The 19,374-nt window shown below is 54.7% G+C and carries 20 protein-coding genes and 1 tRNA gene; 7 read left to right on the top strand and 14 right to left on the bottom strand.

The features are described 5' to 3' along the window. Positions 1 to 6: 6 nt before the first annotated feature. Together dgcA and dgcN are read right to left on the bottom strand one after the other, a co-directional pair. Positions 7 to 972, bottom strand: coding sequence for an N-acetyl-D-Glu racemase DgcA (gene dgcA, locus ACR0L3_RS18065; RefSeq protein ID WP_480747162.1), 966 nt, complete (start codon positions 970 to 972; stop codon positions 7 to 9). Between the two features lie 63 nt (positions 973 to 1,035). Next, complete coding sequence (gene dgcN / locus ACR0L3_RS18060) at positions 1,036 to 2,037, bottom strand: N-acetyltransferase DgcN (RefSeq protein ID WP_480747160.1); 1,002 nt, start codon at positions 2,035 to 2,037, stop codon at positions 1,036 to 1,038. Between the two features lie 295 nt (positions 2,038 to 2,332). Here dgcN and ACR0L3_RS18055 point away from each other — a divergent pair, with 295 nt between their 5' ends. Continuing rightward, complete coding sequence (locus ACR0L3_RS18055) at positions 2,333 to 3,295, top strand: L-malyl-CoA/beta-methylmalyl-CoA lyase (RefSeq protein WP_480747159.1); 963 nt, start codon at positions 2,333 to 2,335, stop codon at positions 3,293 to 3,295. A gap of 36 nt (positions 3,296 to 3,331) precedes the next feature. On the opposite strand, the gene ACR0L3_RS18050 is transcribed toward ACR0L3_RS18055, so the two are convergent. Both ACR0L3_RS18050 and ACR0L3_RS18045 read right to left on the bottom strand, forming a co-directional pair. Beyond that, complete coding sequence (locus tag ACR0L3_RS18050; RefSeq protein ID WP_480747157.1) at positions 3,332 to 3,913, bottom strand: PA14 domain-containing protein; 582 nt, start codon at positions 3,911 to 3,913, stop codon at positions 3,332 to 3,334. 118 nt (positions 3,914 to 4,031) lie between these two features. Then, the gene (locus ACR0L3_RS18045) at positions 4,032 to 4,484 is read right to left on the bottom strand and encodes an Lrp/AsnC family transcriptional regulator (protein ID WP_480747156.1); all 453 of its coding nucleotides are present in this window, start codon (positions 4,482 to 4,484) and stop codon (positions 4,032 to 4,034) included. A gap of 72 nt (positions 4,485 to 4,556) precedes the next feature. Here ACR0L3_RS18045 and ACR0L3_RS18040 point away from each other — a divergent pair, with 72 nt between their 5' ends. Next, on the top strand, positions 4,557 to 5,153 hold the full coding sequence (locus ACR0L3_RS18040; protein ID WP_480747155.1) for a LysE family translocator: 597 nt from the start codon (positions 4,557 to 4,559) through the stop codon (positions 5,151 to 5,153). A gap of 1 nt (position 5,154) precedes the next feature. On the opposite strand, the gene ACR0L3_RS18035 is transcribed toward ACR0L3_RS18040, so the two are convergent. Beyond that, on the bottom strand, positions 5,155 to 5,988 hold the full coding sequence (locus ACR0L3_RS18035; RefSeq protein ID WP_480747154.1) for an AraC family transcriptional regulator: 834 nt from the start codon (positions 5,986 to 5,988) through the stop codon (positions 5,155 to 5,157). 123 nt (positions 5,989 to 6,111) lie between these two features. Here ACR0L3_RS18035 and ACR0L3_RS18030 point away from each other — a divergent pair, with 123 nt between their 5' ends. Beyond that, complete coding sequence (locus tag ACR0L3_RS18030) at positions 6,112 to 7,074, top strand: acetyl-CoA carboxylase carboxyltransferase subunit alpha (RefSeq protein WP_480747153.1); 963 nt, start codon at positions 6,112 to 6,114, stop codon at positions 7,072 to 7,074. A 3-nt stretch (positions 7,075 to 7,077) separates the two neighbouring features. On the opposite strand, the gene ACR0L3_RS18025 is transcribed toward ACR0L3_RS18030, so the two are convergent. The 3 genes from ACR0L3_RS18025 to ACR0L3_RS18015 all read right to left on the bottom strand — a co-directional run bounded on the left by ACR0L3_RS18025 (position 7,078) and on the right by ACR0L3_RS18015 (position 9,690). Beyond that, entirely contained in the window at positions 7,078 to 8,205 is a 1,128-nt protein-coding gene (locus ACR0L3_RS18025) for a lytic murein transglycosylase (protein WP_480747152.1), read from the bottom strand. Between the two features lie 111 nt (positions 8,206 to 8,316). Continuing rightward, positions 8,317 to 8,964, bottom strand: coding sequence for a GntR family transcriptional regulator (locus tag ACR0L3_RS18020; RefSeq protein WP_480747151.1), 648 nt, complete (start codon positions 8,962 to 8,964; stop codon positions 8,317 to 8,319). A gap of 30 nt (positions 8,965 to 8,994) precedes the next feature. Further along, entirely contained in the window at positions 8,995 to 9,690 is a 696-nt protein-coding gene (locus tag ACR0L3_RS18015; RefSeq protein WP_480747150.1) for a M48 family metallopeptidase, read from the bottom strand. A 100-nt stretch (positions 9,691 to 9,790) separates the two neighbouring features. Between ACR0L3_RS18015 and ACR0L3_RS18010 the strand changes: the two genes are divergently transcribed. The 3 genes from ACR0L3_RS18010 to ACR0L3_RS18000 all read left to right on the top strand — a co-directional run bounded on the left by ACR0L3_RS18010 (position 9,791) and on the right by ACR0L3_RS18000 (position 12,154). Beyond that, entirely contained in the window at positions 9,791 to 10,117 is a 327-nt protein-coding gene (locus ACR0L3_RS18010) for a TIGR02300 family protein (RefSeq protein ID WP_480747149.1), read from the top strand. Between the two features lie 140 nt (positions 10,118 to 10,257). Continuing rightward, a tRNA-Ala gene (locus tag ACR0L3_RS18005) sits at positions 10,258 to 10,333 on the top strand. 282 nt (positions 10,334 to 10,615) lie between these two features. Further along, the gene (locus ACR0L3_RS18000; RefSeq protein WP_480747148.1) at positions 10,616 to 12,154 is read left to right on the top strand and encodes a site-specific integrase; all 1,539 of its coding nucleotides are present in this window, start codon (positions 10,616 to 10,618) and stop codon (positions 12,152 to 12,154) included. A gap of 165 nt (positions 12,155 to 12,319) precedes the next feature. Here ACR0L3_RS18000 and ACR0L3_RS17995 read toward each other — a convergent pair whose 3' ends face one another. The 6 genes from ACR0L3_RS17995 to ACR0L3_RS17970 form a co-directional block, all read right to left on the bottom strand. Then, entirely contained in the window at positions 12,320 to 12,643 is a 324-nt protein-coding gene (locus tag ACR0L3_RS17995; protein WP_010443746.1) for a hypothetical protein, read from the bottom strand. 249 nt (positions 12,644 to 12,892) lie between these two features. Further along, on the bottom strand, positions 12,893 to 13,324 hold the full coding sequence (locus ACR0L3_RS17990) for a carboxymuconolactone decarboxylase family protein (RefSeq protein ID WP_480747147.1): 432 nt from the start codon (positions 13,322 to 13,324) through the stop codon (positions 12,893 to 12,895). Between the two features lie 535 nt (positions 13,325 to 13,859). Further along, positions 13,860 to 14,927: an L-glyceraldehyde 3-phosphate reductase gene (gene mgrA / locus ACR0L3_RS17985; protein WP_480747146.1), complete on the bottom strand. Its 1,068-nt coding sequence runs from the start codon at positions 14,925 to 14,927 to the stop codon at positions 13,860 to 13,862. Between the two features lie 123 nt (positions 14,928 to 15,050). Next, entirely contained in the window at positions 15,051 to 15,575 is a 525-nt protein-coding gene (locus ACR0L3_RS17980) for a cysteine dioxygenase family protein (RefSeq protein ID WP_480747145.1), read from the bottom strand. Positions 15,576 to 15,798: 223 nt separating this feature from the next. Further along, complete coding sequence (locus tag ACR0L3_RS17975) at positions 15,799 to 16,068, bottom strand: HlyU family transcriptional regulator (protein WP_480747144.1); 270 nt, start codon at positions 16,066 to 16,068, stop codon at positions 15,799 to 15,801. Between the two features lie 327 nt (positions 16,069 to 16,395). Continuing rightward, the gene (locus tag ACR0L3_RS17970; RefSeq protein WP_480747143.1) at positions 16,396 to 17,229 is read right to left on the bottom strand and encodes a c-type cytochrome; all 834 of its coding nucleotides are present in this window, start codon (positions 17,227 to 17,229) and stop codon (positions 16,396 to 16,398) included. Positions 17,230 to 18,084: 855 nt separating this feature from the next. Here ACR0L3_RS17970 and adhP point away from each other — a divergent pair. Continuing rightward, positions 18,085 to 19,107 (top strand): alcohol dehydrogenase AdhP, encoded by a 1,023-nt coding sequence (adhP, locus tag ACR0L3_RS17965; protein WP_480747142.1) that lies wholly within the window; start codon positions 18,085 to 18,087, stop codon positions 19,105 to 19,107. Positions 19,108 to 19,374 lie beyond the last annotated feature (267 nt).

Raw genomic sequence — 19,374 nt, 5'->3', positions numbered from 1 at the left:
CTCTCCTCAGCCCCAAAGTGCCGCCACAGGCGGGTGCACTCCGGCGTCATCAAATTTCAAAGGGTTATCGCGGTCTTCGGCCAACAGAAGCGGGCCGTCAAGGTCTGTTACCATCGCGCCCTGCGCCAGCAGTGTTGCAGGGGCCATAGCCAATGAGCTGCCGACCATGCAACCGACCATCACGCGATACCCCTCGGCCAGCGCCTGGTCGCGCAGGGCCAAGGCCTCGGTCAGGCCACCGGTTTTATCGAGCTTGATATTGACCACGTCATACTTGCCCTTCAGGCCGGGCAAGCTGGCGCGATCGTGGCAGGATTCATCAGCACATACGGGCACCGGGCGTTCCATCCCGATCAGAGCGTCATCTTCCCCGGCAGGCAGCGGTTGTTCGACCAGCTCTACGCCCAGCCGAACCAAATGCGGCGCAAGATCGGCGTATACCTCGGCCGACCAACCTTCGTTGGCATCAATGATGATTTTTGAGGTCGGTGCACCGGCGCGCACGGCCTCCAGCCGAGGCATGTCGTCGGGCGTACCGAGCTTGATCTTCAACAGCGGCCGATGTGCATTTTCGGCCGCCTGTGCTTGCATCTTCTCGGGTGTATCCAGCGAAAGGGTATAAGCTGTGATCTCGGGGCCAGGCACCGGTAGTCCGGCCAATTCCCAAGCGCGTTTTCCAGCGCGCTTGGACTCAAGATCCCACAGTGCACAATCCACCGCGTTGCGAGCAGCGCCTGCAGGCAACAGGTCCATCAGAGAGGTGCGGTCAAACATCTCGGGCAAACCGGCAATCTCACCCTCGACCGACTCTAGCGTTTCGTCGTAGCGCGCATAGGGAACACATTCGCCCCAGCCTTGATGCACCCCATCCGATACGCGCACTGTCAGGACTTTGGCTTCAGTTCGCGATCCACGCGAAATTGTAAAGACCTGCGCCAGCCGGAATACATCACGAGAGACTTCAATCTGCACGCGCCCGCTCCTTCATTTTTTCAAAATATTCCCGCCGGAGGCATCCCCGGCGGGCTCTTTTGATCACATCGCGGCCAGCGCGTCGACCAGTTTACCGGCGCCAAAGCGATAGGGGTCAGTGGCGGGCAGACCCATCTCGGCTTCAACTTGTTCGATATAGGCACGCGCATCATCTTCACTCAGGTGCTGGGTGTTAATTGAAATACCAGCAACCTGACAATCGGGGTTAGCAACACGCGCCATAGGCAGTGCAGTGTCACGCAGTTGTGCCAGAGTTGGCAGCGAGTATTCGGGCAAACCGCGCATGTGCGTGCGGGTGGGTTCGTGGCACAGGATCAGCGCGTCCGGCTGGCCGCCGTGGACCAAAGCCATGGTGACACCGGAATACGAGACGTGGAAAAGCGACCCCTGCCCTTCGATGTGATCCCAGTGATCCTCGTCGTTTTCAGGCGTCAGGTATTCCACCGAACCGGCCATGAAATCTGCGACAACCGCGTCCAGCGGAACGCCTTGACCAGTGATCAAAATGCCGGTCTGACCTGTTGCACGGAAGGTTGATTTCATACCACGGTTACGCATTTCGGCATCCATGGACATCGCGGTGTACATCTTACCGGCTGAGCAATCGGTGCCAACGGCCAGACACCGTTTACCCGAGCGCTTTTTACCATTTGCTATCGGGTAGCCAACGGTCGGCACGCGAACGTCATGCAAAGTACAACCGTGGGTCTGCGCCGCAGCCACCAGATCGCCCTCGTCCCGCAGCAGATTATGCAAGCCCGAAGCCAGGTCAAAACCCATCTCGAGCGCGGCAATCAGAACCTCTTTCCAAGCCTGGCTGATCACACCGCCACGGTTGGCCACGCCAATGACCAGCGTCTTGGCACCGGCCTCTTTGGCCTCGGCTAGGGTCATATCGGTCATGCCCAAATCGGCCTTGCAGCCTTCCATACGAAACTGACCCACGGCGTTCTCAGGGCGCCAGTCCCGAATGCCGATGGCTACTTTGGCCGCCAATTGGTCGGGCGCATCGCCCAAAAACAGCAGGTACGGTGTCTCGATCATTGCGGTTTACTCCTTTGATTCTGGCGCAGCCTATGGGACCAGACTGACGAGTGTTTCGCGTTTTTGTCTGACATCTCATGGATCAACAGGAAAATTTCGCGTGACTTCGCGAATACTCGCAACTTTCTTTCAAGTTTTCAGAGTGATTATTCTTTAATCACTACCTAAAGCACTTCGCACGGAAAATGCTGCGAATGCATTGCCGCAGCTGCACAAAGATGCTTGCGCACAGCCACGCAATTTAATACCTCAATACGCAGAAAAATTGTAATTTCATTACCCACACGAGGTCCAGATGAGCTTTCGCCTTCAACCTGCCGCCCCTGCCCGCCCAAACCGATGTCAGTTGTTTGGGCCGGGATCGAACACCAAGCTATTCCCGAAAATGGCCGCTTCAGCAGCGGATGTGATCAACCTTGACCTCGAGGACTCGGTAGCGCCTTCAGACAAGGATGCTGCCCGCGCCAATGTGATCGAAACTCTGAACACCTTGGACTGGGGCAGCAAGTACATGTCAGTGCGGATTAACGGCCTGGACACGCCATACTGGTATCGCGACGTGGTGGATCTGATGGAACGGGCGGGGGACCGGTTGGATCAGATCATGATCCCCAAAGTCGGCTGCGCAGCGGACGTCTACGCGGTGGATGCACTAGTCACAGCTATCGAACGCGCCAAGGGCCGCACCAAGCCCATCAGCTTCGAAGTCATCATCGAATCCGCCGCTGGTATCGCGCACGTGGAAGAAATCGCCGCCTCGTCCCCCCGGATGCAGGCGATGAGTTTAGGCGCGGCTGATTTCGCAGCCTCGATGGGCATGCAGACCACTGGCATCGGCGGCACTCAAGAAAATTACTATATGCTGCGCGAAGGCGAAAAGCACTGGTCCGACCCATGGCACTGGGCACAAGCTGCCATCGTCGCCGCCTGCCGCACCCATGGGGTACTGCCTGTGGACGGGCCTTTTGGCGATTTTTCGGATGATGAGGGCTATATCGCACAGGCCAAACGCTCGGCCACGCTGGGCATGGTTGGCAAATGGGCAATTCACCCCAAGCAGATTGCTTTGGCTAATCAGGTATTCACCCCATCAGACGAAGCGGTCTCTGAGGCGCGCGAGATTCTAGCCGCAATGGAGCAGGCCAAGGCCAATGGCGAAGGGGCCACAGTCTACAAAGGGCGTCTGGTCGATATCGCATCCATCAAGCAAGCCGAAGTGATCGTGGCACAGGCAGAACTGATCGCTGCCAACGGTTAACTAAAAAGAAAAGGCGCTCTTCAGAGCGCCTTTGTCTTACCGACCAAAGACGTCGTTGGGCGTCCAGGTAAACTGCTCACCCTGTTTGCCCGACTTCATCATCAGACAGGATGTTCCGAGTTTTTGGAAATAGGCGATTTTCAGCGGGTACCAGCCCGCCTCAGGCACTTCGACCTCGGTGCGCTGATTGGCTTCGCAGCCTTGGCTGGTGAATGGGGAGAGGCCAATCTGTTGACCGCCAACCCAGGCCTCGATCCCGTCATTCGACCACGTTTCCAACTCGTAGATCCCTGGTGAATCGAATCGCATATACCCGGTTACCTCGGCAGCAACATTGTATGCACCGTCGAACGTCATAACGTCATCGCCCTTGCTGGTGTCTCGATAGTCCAACCCCCGCAACGGTTTTCCGGGCTGCGCCTGAGACAACAGGCTTTTGGCTTGGTTCAGATCTCGGATCTTCTTGTGTTGATTGCCAGTGCCAAAGTATTTCACATTCAGCCCGGCCTGCGGACTGGGTTGCGGATTGGCAGGTTGAAGTTTCAGTGGTGCAGAAATGGATGCCCCGGCGATCAGCGCCAAGGCTGCGGCAAGCGCACCGGTCCGGATGAATGTCATGGTCATCTCCCTGAATTTGGCCCCGCTGAAGTTGATCTCCATTTTTTGGACCTTTGGCGTAACAGTAAGACCTGAATATTCAGCGGGCAAGACGGTTAAAAAATCACCTTCTCGACCGTCAAGCGCGCATATCTTTAGGAGACCCCATCACCACATATGACGTGATTGAGGTCACGTGTGGCAGCGTTCCCAGCACCTCTGTGTGGAACGTCTTGTAAGCAGGAAGATCGGCGCATTCCACACGCAAAAGATATTCAATTGTGCCTGTGATGTTGTGGCATTCCACCACTTCTGGCGCCAGTTGCAAGGCGCGCTCAAACCCCTCCTGTGCGGCCTTGGTATGCTCTCCAAGGCCCACACCGATATATGCCACAAAGCCCACGCCCAGCGCGGCAGGGTTCAAAACCGCACGGTAGCCCGAGATTACGCCCGCACGCTCAAGCTCCTGCACTCGACGCAGGCAAGCCGAAGGGGAAAGGCCGACACGATCTGCCAGTTCCAGATTGCTGACACGTCCGTCGCGCGTCAGCTCACGCAATATATGTTGGTTTATGTGATCTATTTTCGTCATTTGTTGCGAAAATACCCTAAAAACGCAAAAGAACGCAATTTCATTTGCCGTTTTGGCACCGATTATCCGCGCATGACCTATGATATCCTTCTTGCCCTGATCGCCTTTGCTTTTGTTTCATCAATCACACCAGGACCGAACAACCTGATGTTGATGGCATCTGGTGCCAATTTTGGATTTCGTCGAACCATCCCTCATATGTTGGGAATCGGGCTGGGATTCACTGTCATGGTTTTGTTGGTCGGCGCCGGGTTGGTGCAGATTTTTGACCGATATCCAGTCAGCTATACTGTGCTGAAACTTGTGTCTGTCGCCTATCTGCTTTTTCTGGCGTGGAAAATCGCGCATGCGGCCCCAACCAGGGGCGGCACCGCCGAAGGTGATCCCATGACCTTCCTCCAAGCCGCAGCCTTTCAATGGGTGAACCCCAAAGCCTGGGCAATGGCATTAACTGCAACCACAGCCTACACACCTGACCATACGCTGCATGCGATCGTGATCGTGGCCCTGATTTTTGGGGCAGTGAACCTACCCTCGGTCAGCACGTGGACCGTCTTGGGGCAACAAATGGCGCGAGTCCTAACGAACCCGCGCCGGTTGGTGGTTTTTAACTGGACTATGGCAGCGCTGCTGGTTGCTTCGCTTTACCCGGTCCTGTGGCCGAACTGAGCTACTTTAGAGGCAGGCAGATTTCGGTCAGCAACTCTTCGGGTGCAGTCTCGCGTGGATCGTTCAGGTAGATTTCATAGCACGGCTGGTCTGCGGGTTCTTCACCAGATTCCGGCAGCCAATTGCCGAACAGACTATGGTAAGCTGCCGCAAGTCCCGAATATGGGCCCTTGAACGTCAGAATGGCTGTTTTACCACCCGGTATTTGCACGGCTTCCATCCCATCCGGAGTCTCTGCGCCGCGAAACTCGGCCCCGGCATAGCTGCGCAGCTCTTCCTCAGGAACCGTGTCAGGACTGTCCATATAAACGCCGATCACTGGGCCGAACTGCGGCCAAAGTTGGCGAGATTCGCACAAGGCTCCGAAGGCCTCAAAGCTCTTGCCAATCTCGGCATAGGCACCTTTGTGCGGCAAGGCGACAACACGGCGGACGGGTTCAGTACGGGTGGTTACGGGATACATTGGATACTCTCCGGTTTTGAACTGTGGATGGGCTGGCAGAAACTGTCCAGCATTGCGAAATGCAGCGGGACTGCTGCCATAGGCCTCGGAAAAGGCCCGCGCGAAAGAGTTCAGGTTGGGATAGCCCACATCGGACGCGATCTGCGCTACTGGTCGATCGGATTGCACCAGGCCAACTGCGGCAAGGTGCAGCCGAATCCGGCGTACAGCTTGCGCGCATGTCTCACCGGTCAGCGCACGAAACACCCGATGCCAATGAAACCTAGACATCGCCGCCACGTCTGCCAACGCATCCAAAGACAAATCCCCAGCGGGGTGGTCGTGGATATAGGCCAACACACGCAGAATGCGATCTTCGTAGCTGGTTGCCATCGGCATCCCTTCCTTCCTTTTCACCCTTCTGAGGTTGCATATTCCGCATCCACAAATCTTGCTGAGTTGCATCCCGGACGACCTCAGGTCATATAGCAGAGAACTTCCGCGTTGAGAGGCGTCATGACCCAGTATCTGGATTTCGAAAAACCGCTGGCCGAGATTGAAGGCAAGGCAGAGGAACTGCGTGCACTGGCCCGCGCTAACGAAGAGATGGATGTGGCCGAAGAAGCTGCCGCGCTGGATGCCAAGGCTGCCAAGCTGCTGGATGAGCTCTATGGCGATCTGACCCCTTGGCGGAAATGTCAGGTGGCACGTCACCCCGAACGGCCCCATTGTCAGGACTATGTTGGGGCTTTGTTTACCGAGTTCACCCCGCTGGCTGGCGACCGGAACTTTGCCGACGATCTTGCCGTGATTGGTGGCCTTGCACGATTTAACGACCAGCCGGTTATGGTAATCGGCCACGAAAAGGGGTCGGACACCAAATCGCGGATCGAACGGAATTTCGGCATGGCCCGCCCTGAAGGATACCGCAAAGCCGTGCGCCTGATGGAAATGGCCGGACGCTTTGGCCTGCCGGTGATCACCCTGATCGACACCGCCGGTGCCTACCCCGGCAAAGGCGCGGAAGAGCGCGGCCAATCCGAGGCTATCGCGCGCTCGACCGAGATGTGCCTGAAAATCGGTGTGCCGCTGGTTTCGGTCATCATCGGTGAAGGTGGGTCCGGCGGGGCGGTTGCGTTCGCCACCGCAAACCGCGTCGCAATGCTGGAACACTCGGTCTATTCGGTCATCTCGCCCGAAGGCTGCGCCTCAATCCTTTGGAAGGACGCCGAAAAGATGCGCGAAGCAGCCGAGGCCCTGCGCTTGACCGCGCAGGACCTGCATAACCTGGGCGTTTGTGACCGGATCATCACCGAACCCAAAGGCGGTGCACATCGGGATCCTGACGCAACCATCGAGTCGGTCCGCAAGGCAATCGCCGCTATGCTAAAAGATCTGGACGGCAAAGATGCGGCGGCCCTGATCAGGGATCGCCGGCAGAAATTCCTTGATATCGGATCAAAAGGGTTGGCAGCGTAACCGTCAGCCCCCCAGTCTCTGCAACAGAGCAACCGACGGCTCTCCGGTCGCAGGAAGCCCATTGGCACGTTGATAGCCACTGATGGCGGACTTGGTGTTGTTGCCAATAACCCCGTCCGCGCCCTGCGTGTCATAGCCCGCCGAAGTGAGACGGCGCTGAAGTTCCTTGCGGTCCTCCAGTGTCAGACCGGTTGAATCCGGCCCGAATGAAGCCTGAAACGGCGCACCGCCTGCAATTCGATCAGACAGGTGCCCCACACCAATCGCGTAGCTGTCCGAGTTATTGTAGCGCTTGATCACTTGGAAGTTTCTGAACACTGCAATGCGTGGCCCCGGTTTTTGCGGCTGTAACACCGCAACGGGGGCACCGGAAACCGTACCGGCCTCGCCACCCCAAGGCTGACCACGAACCCAGCCCGCGCGCGCCAGATAAGCCGCCGTCGAAGCGAGTGAATCTGTGGGGTCCTCGGACCAAATGTCACGACGTCCGTCACCCGTGAAATCCACAGCATAGGCCAGATACGATGTTGGAATGAACTGCGTATGCCCCATTGCCCCAGCCCAACTACCGGTCATTTTGTCCGGGGTTGTGTCGCCTTCCTGAATGATTTTCAGGGCCGCCACCAATTGCTTTTCGAAAAAGGCACCGCGTCTTCCGTCATAGGCCAGCGTAGATGTTGCTGAGACAACCGGTACGTCTCCTCGCCGTGCGCCGTACCGACTTTCCAAGCCCCAGACCGCAACAATAACTTCTTTGTCGACGCCATATTTGGCTTCAATCTGCGAAAGAGTGCCCGCATGGCGCACCAACATCTGCTTACCTGTATCGATCCGTTCATCCGACGCGGCGATTGCCAGGTAATCCTCAAGCGAGCGCTTGAATTCCACCTGATTGCGATCCCGTTCGATCACGTCTGGCAAATACCCGGCCCCTTGAAAGGCGCGATTCAGGGTGGTTTGCGATATCCCCTGCGATGCGGCCCGGCCTTTGAATCCGGCAACCCAAGCGTCCCATCCTGCATTGGGAACTGCTCGCATCCGCGAGGCAGGCGCGTTGGAAGGTGAACCTGTGGAACACGCGGCCAGAATGGTCGCCCCGAGCCCCAATGAAAAATTACGTCGATTGATCATGGCTGAAATCTGCTCTTGTTGTGATTTGGTCCAGAGTAGCCCAGACCCAATCTCCAAACCAGAACGACGGTGGTTCAGAGGCACAATTGCAATGCTTCGGCAACAAGCCGCCTAGCTGACCAATAACCGCAGACCTTGCGTCACGTCTGAGCGCACCGCCAATCGCAATCCAGGCTCGTCCCCAGCCTGCAACGCAGCAATGATCAACTTGTGGTTATGCGGTGGATCGGTCCGCCGTAAACGACCATATAGCGCTCGCATGGTTGGCCCAAGTTGCAGCCAAACAGTTTCGGCAATCGCCAGCATCGCAGGAGCTTGCGCCCGCAGATACAAGGTTCTGTGAAACTCAAGATTAGTACGGATATATCCGACTGCATCGCGCTTGGTGACCATCTCGGCTACGTTCATGTTGATGCTCTGCAAACGATCGATCAGCGCCATATGTGCCCGTGGCAGGGCGCGGCTGGCCAATTCGACTTCAAGCAAAGCTCGCAAGGCCGCCAGCTCTTCGATCCGGTCATTGGTTAACTCTGGGGTCGACACTCGCCCCGACGTAGACAGAAACAATGCCCCCTCAGCCGCTAAACGCCGCACGGCCTCGCGCGCTGGGGTCATCGAGACACCGAATTCCTTACCAATTCCCCGCAGGGTCAGCGCCTGCCCCGGAGCCATCTCACCATGCATGATGCGCGCGCGTAGGGCGCGGTAAACTTTGTCATGTGTAGCGGTCTGCGATTCAGAGGGACGTACGGTCAACATGCCCCCATGTGATCACAAATCGCAGCAGGGTCAACTCACTGCTGGGTCGAATCTATACTGATGAAGATGCGCGCCGTTTTCACGCAGCCAGCGTCGCTGATCGCGGAAATCCCCGAAAATCCGCTCGACCTGGGACCAAAACGCGGCTGAGTGGTTCATCTCGACCAGATGGGCCACTTCATGAGCTGCAACGTAATGCAGGATTTCAGATGGGGCGAGGATCAATCGCCAGGAAAACATCAACCCGCCGGCGGAACTGCATGACCCCCATCGGGACCGGGTGTCGCGGATTGTGAGGCTGGAGTACGATCTGCCCAGCATCGCGGCGTAGTCATCGCAGGCCCCTGTTAGGCGATCCCGCGCCAATTCCTTGAGGAAACGCGCAAGCCGTTTAGCCTCGGCGCCTTGCGGCACCGCGATCTCATCACGCATGAGTTGGACCCGGCGACCAGATGCGGGAACGATTCGCCGCTCAACGCCCTCGATCGGTATGATCTGACCGAATTGAACAACGGCCGGGTTCGGACGATCTTGTAGATGCTGCCGAATCCAATGCTCTTTCGTGTGGGCAAAACTCAATGCTTCAGCTTCTGGAACACCCTGCGGGTATGTCAACGTAACCCGCCCATCAAGCTGGGAAATTCGCAAGCTGATCCGCCGGGCACGCGCCGATTTGCGTAGCGTCAGCGGCACCGGAGGCTTGCCGGGTAGCGCGTGATCTCCCATATGCCTGTTTCTCCTGCTCAAAGGCTTTGACAGTGCCTGCTGCATGTGGCACGTGACCTGAATCGTTGTTACGACTCACCTGATATCAAGGGGATTTGACATGCCCAAGGAAGAATGGGGCGTAAAGCGCGTTTGCCCGACCACTGGTAAGCGGTTTTATGACCTGAACAAGGACCCGATCGTTAGCCCCTACACTGGCGAGATTGTGGAGCTTGAAACCGGCAAAAGCCGGATGATCGCCGCGGATGCGGAAGATGCCGCCTCGGCCAAAGCGCGTGAGAACGCGTCGGATGAAGATCTGGTTCTGGATGATGACGACAATGTCGACGTCGATCTGGATGACGATCTGCTGGATGATGATGACGAAAGCGATGATAACGTTTCGCTAGACGACATCACCGACATGTCTTCGGAAGACGAAAACTAAGACCGGTCAGAGGCGGCCCCCGCCGCCTCATGTCCACCCCGGATGCAAGGCGGAAAGTTTTTGGCGTTTTCCATTTTTGGACTTGCACTCGCCGCCGCCGTCTCATAAACGTCCGTCCACTGCTTCGGCAGTCCCTAGATGGGGCCTTAGCTCAGTTGGGAGAGCGCTTGCATGGCATGCAAGAGGTCAGGGGTTCGACTCCCCTAGGCTCCACCAAAACCTAACAATACAACTAGATAGCAAGCATTAGAGCGGTGTGACACACAGGTGTGACACAAAATGAAGCTGCATGCGTATCTCTCACTGTCCCGACATGGCATCTACTACTTCCGTTGGCCACTGCCCGACACAAGACCAAAACCCCAGACTAGACCATGCACCACACGTAGGACCCTTCGGGTGTCTTTGCGTACAAGATGCCCTAAAGAGGCTGGTACTCTGGCACGGCGTCTTGCAGTGTGCGGCGACACAATAACAAAGCACATAGAAGTATCGGGCATGAACCACCGCGAACTGCGCACAAAGGTACATGAGCACTTCACGGAAGTACTTAAGAAGGCAAAGGCACGTAGAGATGAACTCGGTCCCTATACCGAACTAGAGAAAGAACGCATCGCTGACACCATCCGACTTCATGAGGCGGACAACGAAGACTTCTGGGACATAATGAAGAAGGACTATGCCACTCAGCAGTACCAGTCCTTTTGTAACGCATCCGGCATTCCCCAGAAGCAACCAATCCAAACCAAATGGGCCATTCTTGATGGAATTCGGAAGGCTTGGATTGGCTTTCATGAAGCGATGCTGGAGCATAACAAGTCCTTCGAGACATACGATTTCAGCGCGCCGCCCAGCGCGCCCGTGAGCGTCCCCGAGGGCCCAGAGACTACTTCCGGCTGTAACGCCGCCAAAGTTGAAAAGAAGCCTCCAGAGGGGCTCTCCAGCCCGGTTCTGTCCGCCCTGTTCGCTGAAAGAAAAGCTGAGGCGGAACAGACAGGCCAATGGTCAGCCAAGCTGCTGAACGACTATCAGGCTTGGACAGACCTCTTCATAGAATTGCAAGGCGACCGTCCGGTTCTGGAATATAGAAAAACGGACGCACGAGACTTTAAGAACGTCCTGATTGAGCTTCCAAGCAACAGGAATAAACTACCGCAAACGATTGGCTTAACACCTAGAGAAGCCGTGCAAGCAGCTAAAGACCACGGCCTGCCAACGCTGTCCGTAAGTACAGTCAACAAGGCCTTGGGAAGGCTGCAGGGGATATGGAAGTGGGCTGACAAACAGTTGGACGAAGAGGTTGCAGACATCTTTGGGCCGATGAAGATAGCTGACAACAACAACGCCAGAAACCAACACGACCCGTTCAGCAAAGAGCAACTGCAAGCCATCTTCAACAGCCCCCTGTACACAGGGTGCAAATCAAGGCGGTTCCGCACAGTGCCGGGAGATACAGACTTGAGCAATACCAGTTGGTATTGGCTTCCACTGCTCGGCCTATGGACCGGCGCACGTCTGAACGAGTTATGCCAGTTGAACGTTGAAGACATTGACCATGAAGAGGGTATACACCTAATTCGGGTCCAAGAGAGCGACGAAGACCAACGCGTCAAGTTCGGCAAAAGCAGACTTGTTCCCATACACCCGGAGTTAGTTCGGCTTGGCTTCCTCCGCTTCGTACAGGCTCAGAGACAGGCAGGGCACAAGCGGATGTTCCCAGAACTAAAGCTGGGAGCGACAGGTTATTACTCAGATCAGGCCAGCAAAGACTTTAACCGCTACATCGACAGAATTGGTGTGAAGACTGCCAAGACCTCCTTCCACTCATTCCGCCATAACTTCAAAGATGCGTGCCGTCATGCTGGTGTGCAACCTGACATAAATGACATCCTCTTGGGTCATAAGCTGCCCGGTATGGCAGGGCGCTATGGCGACGGCAACGTACCTTTGCCCGTGCTAAGCGAAGCGATCTGCAAGATCAGGTACAGAGAACTGCGTTTAGCGCACGCCAAAGAGTACCGAGAAGCTGGAGGCTGAAGTTGGGCACAATGCGGTCGTTTGCTGCAACTAACTTTAAAGCCTACTTTGCGGACATACCCGCCGTTGCCGTCAGAACACTTAGAAATTGCTCCCGGCCCCATTGGGCAAACAAGTCATCGTTGGCCCGAGCGTAGCGTATCGCGCCGGCCACCCCATGTCCGGTCAGTGCGAGACGATCGCGAGCCCCGCAAATATGAGCGCGCCGCCTGTCCAATCGCGCGGCTCTAGCCCTTCGCCGATACTGTAGGCGTAGGTCAGTACGATCAGCGTCTCGAGCGCAATTATTATTAGATACAGCTCGGAAAGTGGAACTGTGCGCATCAGCACCACCTCGGACTGGGTGGCGGCAAGAAAACCCAGAATGATCAGAGCGAGCGCCACCGCCGTCCATTCGGCTGAGGCCAGTTTCATTCCGATGGTTGCAACGCCATACCCCACTGCCGCCAAGACGGCCAAGGCCAGTGGTTTCAACGCCAGAAGCTCCATGTTTCAAATCCTTCACCGTGCGCAAAAAAACCGCGCACCTCTCATGAACCAACATTCTCTGCGTAGGATTTTAGCATGCGTATTATGTCGCATCAGTGAAGCCGATTACTTTATTTTAGCGAAGTGAAAGCCGGTAAGAGTATTGCTTATTCAGATGAAGCGAATAGCTGATACCCGCCTTCGAAACGGATGCTGCGCCTGACCCAAAGTCTGAAAAGGGCTCGGTTCGGTCAGCCTTGTATTGTGAGTTCAGTGCTTTGATACATTGATCCGGTTCCACAGGTTGATCATGGCGATTTCGGCAGTCAGCGCGCCGATTTCAGCATCGGAAAATTGCCGACTCAAACGTGCGCGAATGGCTGCAAGATCTACTTTCAAGTGTAGACCTGTGAGTGCCTCGGTCCATTCCAGCGCCGCTTTCTCAGCATCGGTGAAATCGCTTACCTGGTCCCATGCAATCACCCTGTCCAATCGTTCGCTGGTCTCGCCATTTTGCCGAGCCTCTTTCGTGTGCATTTTGATGCAGAAACCACAGCGATTAATCTGAGATGCACGGAGTTGAACAAGGTGGCGGATTTTTAAATCAAGCCCATAGTTGTCGAGTGCCTGGTGAACGCTGGCCATCGTCTGGAGTACGTCTGGGATCGTCCGTTCGTACTTAGTCGAAGTTGAGGTACTCATCGTCACATTCCTTTGTTTGTCTATCCTATGCCCTAGTGACGATTGTCAGACGGGTTTTGTGACGCAGTGATCAGTGAAATCTTCTAGACGTCTGTTTTATATAACTTCTTTGATCGAAAATTCGCCTGCCGACAGAGTGTAAGCCCGTTGCCATCGTAGTGACCCGGATCTCACATTTTCATTATTGCCCGTCGAGCATGCGCAGGAATCAGATCAAAGAACTGTTGGCCACCAACTGAGTGGAATGCCATGAAACGAAGGAAAACCCTGGCAGAGGAACTCGATACTGGAGAGCGAGCCAGCAAGATACAGCTAGAGGACGCTCCTCAGCCAATCAATGTCGATTTGTCTCAAGCGCGAGAAGAATTGGCTCTCCTCGCTGAATCCGCTGAATTGGGTTCACCGTATCATTGGAAACCGTGGCTTTGCGGACATTTAACGGAAAGGATCAGTTGACCGCTCTGAGCCCAAAGCAGAAACGCCATGGGATTACGTAGAAAAACCTGCTCGCACCAAAAGTCAGTGGTCAACAATCTTACTCAATTTCCGAGGATCGAGCCCAGAGATTGACTTCCTCTTCCGAGCTGACCTCGTCAATCTTAGCGAGTTCCGCTTCGGTAAATTCCAAATTCCGGACCGCACCTACGCAATCCACGATCTGCTCAGGTCGCGAAGCGCCAATAAGGGCTGTCGTAATCCGGTCCCCTCGCAGCACCCAAGCAAGCGCCATCTGAGCTAATGATTGACCGCGTGACGCCGCTATGTCGTTTAGAGCCCTGACACTCGTCAATGAACGTTCGTTGATCATGCCGTCCAATAGAGACTTGCCTTGGGTTGCACGACTGTCTTCGGGAATGCCGTTCAGATACTTCGATGTCAAAATACCCTGAGCAAGTGGCGTGAACGCAATCGATCCCACGTTCAATTCGTCAAGCGTATCCAACAGCCCGTCCCGCTCAACCCAACGGTTTAGTAGGTTATACGACGGCTGATGAATCAGGCACGGCGTGCCAAGGTCTTTCAAGATGGCCAGCGCTTCGCGCGTTCGTTGCGAGTTGTAGCTTGAAATTCCGACGTAAAGTGCGCGCCCAGAGCGCACGATATAGTCTAAGGCTCCCATAGTTTCTTCCAGAGGGGTATCTGGATCGTAACGGTGGGAATAAAAGATATCTGCGTATTCTAACCCCATCCGCTTGAGCGACTGATCACAAGAGGCCACAAGATACTTTCGTGATCCCCACTCCCCATAGGGGCCGGGCCACATATCATACCCGGCCTTGGTAGATATGATGAGTTCGTCCCGATAGCCTGCGAAATCAGTTTTTAGAATTTCGCCGAATGCTTCTTCCGCCGATCCCGGCGGCGGGCCATAGTTATTTGCTAAATCAAAGTGCGTTATACCCAAGTCAAAAGCAGTGCGGCAGAGATCGCGCTTTGTCTGGTGCGGGGTATCCCCACCAAAGTTGTGCCATAGCCCAAGGCTTATCGCGGGTAGCTTTATGCCAGACCGCCCACAACGGCGATAGACCATTTGCTCGTAGCGGTCCGGATTGGGAAGAAATGGGCGCGGCCGAGGCTTCGGGGGGCGTTGTAATTTGCTCATCTGTCCATAATCCGAGATCATTACCTCGTGTCAATTCAACGAGATAGTAACCAACAATCAGCGAAGCCTGCCGTGTACGTAAAATGCCTCAGGCATTGTCAGCGCAGATTGTCAAACTGCAAACTAGTCCTCGAATAATGCGCGAACCTTCGACATGTCATACGCATGTTCCGTCAGGTTTTCAGGATCCCATTCGCTTCGCTCAGCTTCAAAAAAATCCCCGCCGTATACGTGGATTGCTCCGGTCAACTTAGGGATAGGGTTTGTAACCGAGTGAATGAGGTCCTTACCAAGCGGAGCATATTCACCCGTCGACAATGCCCGAGCCCCCGCCGCTTCAATGCGTCCGTTAGGGTCATCTGCTACGCGCCTCCAAAAAATGTTATCTTCTCGGCCACCATAAATACCGATCACGGCCCACATTTCGTGATTGTGGGGCATTATGGTCATTCCTGGCTTCCATACGACATTGACGATTGTCAGATCACCTGACTTGTAAATGGGAAAAATACCGCTTTCGGTCGGCTCTCCCAAGGCTTGGGTCACGCCCGCGGGATCGCGCATCGCCCGGTCCACCACCTCAGCCACCGATTTGTGAGACTCGTCCTGATCTACTGCGGTCCGGCAGTCCGCTACAAACTGTTCCATGTTCCACATATCTTCAGCCCCCAATTGCATACTATAAATGCAACAGGGTAGCACAGGCTGCAAAATAGACGAAATTTGGACCCAGATTGCAGCTGCATGTATCGGATATCTGAGACTTCCAATGACTGCTTGGCCTGCTTAGCGTTCGCTCGCCAAATCGAGGAGATGTCTACTTTGCGGGACATCCGTCGATTGCATCGAATACATTAGGCTGTCTGTTTACTTAATCGAAAATGCGTTCGCCCTGCTCGTCAATCACCTGTTTCGCCTTTGCGATGCTGAAGCTTTCGCCCTGATCCCGGGTTTCAAATACATCCGCCCGGATCACTGTATGGGTCTTGCGATCTCCGTCGATGGTCTTTTCGATACGGGCTAAAAGGCGGTATTTGCCACCTTCGGGCATCAGGTCCGGAAAGATTTCGAACCCTCTGTAAGAGACCGGCTCCGGCTCCGACTTTTCACCGCCACCGAAAAGTTTAGATAAGAGGGACATTGGGCGGCTCCTTTCAGCGTTGCTATGACGGAAGACTAGCGCCGCTTAGGACAGGCGTGAAGGATGTCATGCGATTAGAAAATTTGCCTTCGATCCGTTGGCACGGTCCTTGCGTTTCCTACTAAGTCCAGAGCCGCGGTTAAAATCCATTCCCCCGCACCACTCTTCCTTGTACGTACGGTCCAAAACCGCCATTCTGACACGCTGCCGCCAACGACCGCCTCGAGCCCATCGCTGACGCCAAATAATAATCTGGCTCAGCGGCGTTACACGCCCATTGTAAAGCTGAACTCCGCAGCTTCAGACAATCGGTGGATCACTTGAAAACTAAGGGTCCGGTAAAGGCGGAATGGTGCGTAGGTACATCACAATGGCCTCAAGGTCTTCCGGATACATCGTCGCATAGTACGAATATCCCATCGGCGGCAGCATTTGTGTTCCGCCAGGCCGCTTGCCCGAAACGATCATAGTTTTCAATTCGTCGTCGGTATACCCAGCCAACCCATCGTCATGGGTAGTGATGTTGGGTGCTACTGATATCCCCCACGGTCCATGGAACTCGAACCCTCCTGCACCAAGATGAGTGTCAAACATCGGCCCTTTGGAGCCGAATGTCGTGTGACACTCTGTACAATGTGCAACTGGCCCTGCGAGATATGCGCCATATTCTGTCGTCACACCTTCTGGTGGAGCTGAAACTGTCTCAACGGGTGGACCATAAGCAGGAGGAAGGGGAAAGTTGTAAGTAGAAACAGGCGTCTCATTGCTACTTGCCGGTACGGTCCGAAGAAACATAACCATCGACATGAGATCGTCATCACTTAGCCCCCGATACAAGCCGATAGGCATTGGCGGTCCAATGACTGTGCCATCTGGGCGGATACCTTCACGTATTGCGCGGGCAAGTTCCTCATCGCTCCAATCCGCAATCCGGCTACCCGGCGTTATGTTGACTGCCCAAGCCTCCATCATGTCGTTCTTTTCAACCATCATACCGCCCAATTCGTTGGACATATCTGGTCCGTTCGGCCCTTGTGGTGTATGGCAGTTCCCGCAAGCTGCAGGCCCTCGGACAAGGTATTCACCACGTTCCAAACCTGGCTCGGCTGCAGCGGTAAGCGGAAAAGAAATAGCTAAAACAGCCATCAATAGTTTTTGCATCAATTGTACCCCCCCAAAAAATTGGGAACGAACCGATCAACAACGGCAAATGCGCCTAGTGTCCCAACATTTTGAAAGCATAAACTACTTTTACAAATTCCAAAAACTTTGCGAGTCCAGATTGCCCGCAGAGCGGACAGCGCACAAAATATGGCGAACTATTGGACCGAACCCGAAGTAATGCGCGTGCAAAACAAGGCTAACCTCGAAGGGTAATAAAATGCCCGCGCCATCTTTTCTGGGATGACAGACAACGCGGGCCATAGTCTGGTCATGGGACTGGCCAGACTAACTGCAAAGTACGTTTAGGTGCGCGTTGTTGGCGAGATTGGTATGAGCACGATCAACAACACCGACCTCGAAACACAACGATCTATTTGAGCAACACTGCTCTGGCCTTCGAGGCACCCTACCGACTCAAATACTTCAACAGCTTCCGACCACGCGATAATATTTCCCTTTACACGCGCAAAAATGTTGAAATGTTGCATTTTAGATTCAAGAATTCAAATGCGTGAGGAATATGTGTTTCTTATATTGCTCTCGCATCTGCCAGACCTTTCTGGCTGCCTCCCGGTGACGAAGGTGAGTGGCGTCACTGGGAGGTCACTTAACTGTTGAGTGTATGGGCTGAGACCGTGTATTTATTCGGTTAACAGGAAACCATTCAAAGTTGATTGGGCGGGAACTTACAGAGCTAGGTTTCCGGCCAAAGAATGTGGGAAAAAGCTCTGCAAATCGTCATAGACCGTCCGGGGCCCAAGTCGCCTTGTTCGGGGTTCAGATAACGCTTCTTAGTAGGCGTAGCTTTGTTTCGAATTTGTTTTCTAACTATGTGCTGAGATGGAGATGGTTATGACCAAGACGATGAAAGCGGCAATTGTGCGGAGTTTAGGTGCGCCTCTTACGATAGACGAAGTTCCTGTACCGAATGTTGGTCCGGGTCAGGTCTTGGTTAAAATTGAAGCGAGCGGCGTATGCCATACCGATCTCCATGCGGCAGAAGGGGACTGGCCTGTTAAACCCCAGCCGCCATTTATCCCAGGTCATGAAGGTGTGGGGCATGTGGCCGAGGTCGGAGCAGGTGTAACAACCGTCAAAGAGGGTGATCGCGTTGGTGTTCCTTGGCTTCACTCTGCGTGCGGTCACTGCAAGCACTGCCTGACGAGCTGGGAAACGCTTTGCACAGAGCAACAGAATACTGGCTACAGTGTAAACGGTGGTTACGCCGAATATGTCTTGGCCGATCCAAATTACGTCGGCCGTTTGCCAAACACCCTGGAGTTCGAACCAGCCGCTCCAATACTTTGCGCCGGGGTAACCGTGTACAAGGGTCTAAAGGAAACCGACACCAAACCGGGTGATACGGTCGTTATCTCTGGCATTGGTGGATTGGGACATCTGGCCGTTCAATATGCCAAGGCAATGGGATTGCATGTTATTGCGGTGGACATCGCACCTGACAAACTTGCACTGGCGGAAAAGCTCGGGGCAGACGCAACAATCAATGCAGTCGAGATAGACCCCGCTGATGAAGTTCAAAAACTTTGCGGTGGTGCAGAGGGTGCTTTGATCACAGCCGTTTCGCCGAAAGCATTTTCACAAGGTATCGGGATGCTGGGACGTCGGGGCACGATGTCTCTCGTAGGTCTGCCTCCGGGAACTTTTGACTTGGATATCTTCGATACGGTTCTTTCGCGAAAAACCATACGCGGCTCCATCGTTGGTACGCGGCAAGACCTCGCTGAATGCTTGCAATTTGCAGGTGAAGGAAAAATCTCAGTGGAATACACAACCGAGCCCCTTGAGAATATTAACTCCATTTTTGATCGAATGCGTTCCAACTCAATTGATGGCCGGATTGTTATGAAAATTTGAGTTTAACCCGTCAATCACCGCTCCTGCCAAGGGTCGCTATATCCGCAACTTGGAGTGTTTATGATCAGCGATGAATGAATGGTTTGGGCTGAATGCGTTCCTCGGTAGTAAAAATGCGAATGGCGGCTACGTCCGCATAGCAGTCGTTGATGCAACGCGCGGCGAATGGCCGGACAGAGCCCAAATCGACGGATGCTGCGCTGGGGTTAAATGTCCGCTTTCAGCGAGCTAACTCGGCGGTTAGTCTTCCATCGCTTCATAAATGCC

This window comes from Ruegeria sp. CK1 (assembly GCF_056536545.1).
Note: the sequence above shows the minus strand (reverse complement) of the source record. Positions and strands in the feature narration are given on the sequence as shown.

Excerpts from the sequence above, each read along its gene's own strand:
- dgcN (WP_480747160.1), bottom strand. The coding sequence starts at position 2,037 with ATGATCGAGACACCGTACCTGCTGTTTTTGGGCGATGCGCCCGACCAA.
- ACR0L3_RS18055 (WP_480747159.1), top strand. The coding sequence starts at position 2,333 with ATGAGCTTTCGCCTTCAACCTGCCGCCCCTGCCCGCCCAAACCGATGT.
- ACR0L3_RS18050 (WP_480747157.1), bottom strand. The coding sequence starts at position 3,913 with ATGACATTCATCCGGACCGGTGCGCTTGCCGCAGCCTTGGCGCTGATC.
- ACR0L3_RS18045 (WP_480747156.1), bottom strand. The coding sequence starts at position 4,484 with ATGACGAAAATAGATCACATAAACCAACATATATTGCGTGAGCTGACG.
- ACR0L3_RS18040 (WP_480747155.1), top strand. The coding sequence starts at position 4,557 with ATGACCTATGATATCCTTCTTGCCCTGATCGCCTTTGCTTTTGTTTCA.
- ACR0L3_RS18035 (WP_480747154.1), bottom strand. The coding sequence starts at position 5,988 with ATGGCAACCAGCTACGAAGATCGCATTCTGCGTGTGTTGGCCTATATC.
- ACR0L3_RS18030 (WP_480747153.1), top strand. The coding sequence starts at position 6,112 with ATGACCCAGTATCTGGATTTCGAAAAACCGCTGGCCGAGATTGAAGGC.
- ACR0L3_RS18025 (WP_480747152.1), bottom strand. The coding sequence starts at position 8,205 with ATGATCAATCGACGTAATTTTTCATTGGGGCTCGGGGCGACCATTCTG.
- ACR0L3_RS18020 (WP_480747151.1), bottom strand. The coding sequence starts at position 8,964 with ATGTTGACCGTACGTCCCTCTGAATCGCAGACCGCTACACATGACAAA.
- ACR0L3_RS18015 (WP_480747150.1), bottom strand. The coding sequence starts at position 9,690 with ATGGGAGATCACGCGCTACCCGGCAAGCCTCCGGTGCCGCTGACGCTA.
- ACR0L3_RS18010 (WP_480747149.1), top strand. The coding sequence starts at position 9,791 with ATGCCCAAGGAAGAATGGGGCGTAAAGCGCGTTTGCCCGACCACTGGT.
- ACR0L3_RS18000 (WP_480747148.1), top strand. The coding sequence starts at position 10,616 with ATGAACCACCGCGAACTGCGCACAAAGGTACATGAGCACTTCACGGAA.
- ACR0L3_RS17995 (WP_010443746.1), bottom strand. The coding sequence starts at position 12,643 with ATGGAGCTTCTGGCGTTGAAACCACTGGCCTTGGCCGTCTTGGCGGCA.
- ACR0L3_RS17990 (WP_480747147.1), bottom strand. The coding sequence starts at position 13,324 with ATGAGTACCTCAACTTCGACTAAGTACGAACGGACGATCCCAGACGTA.
- mgrA (WP_480747146.1), bottom strand. The coding sequence starts at position 14,927 with ATGAGCAAATTACAACGCCCCCCGAAGCCTCGGCCGCGCCCATTTCTT.
- ACR0L3_RS17980 (WP_480747145.1), bottom strand. The coding sequence starts at position 15,575 with ATGGAACAGTTTGTAGCGGACTGCCGGACCGCAGTAGATCAGGACGAG.
- ACR0L3_RS17975 (WP_480747144.1), bottom strand. The coding sequence starts at position 16,068 with ATGTCCCTCTTATCTAAACTTTTCGGTGGCGGTGAAAAGTCGGAGCCG.
- ACR0L3_RS17970 (WP_480747143.1), bottom strand. The coding sequence starts at position 17,229 with ATGCAAAAACTATTGATGGCTGTTTTAGCTATTTCTTTTCCGCTTACC.
- adhP (WP_480747142.1), top strand. The coding sequence starts at position 18,085 with ATGACCAAGACGATGAAAGCGGCAATTGTGCGGAGTTTAGGTGCGCCT.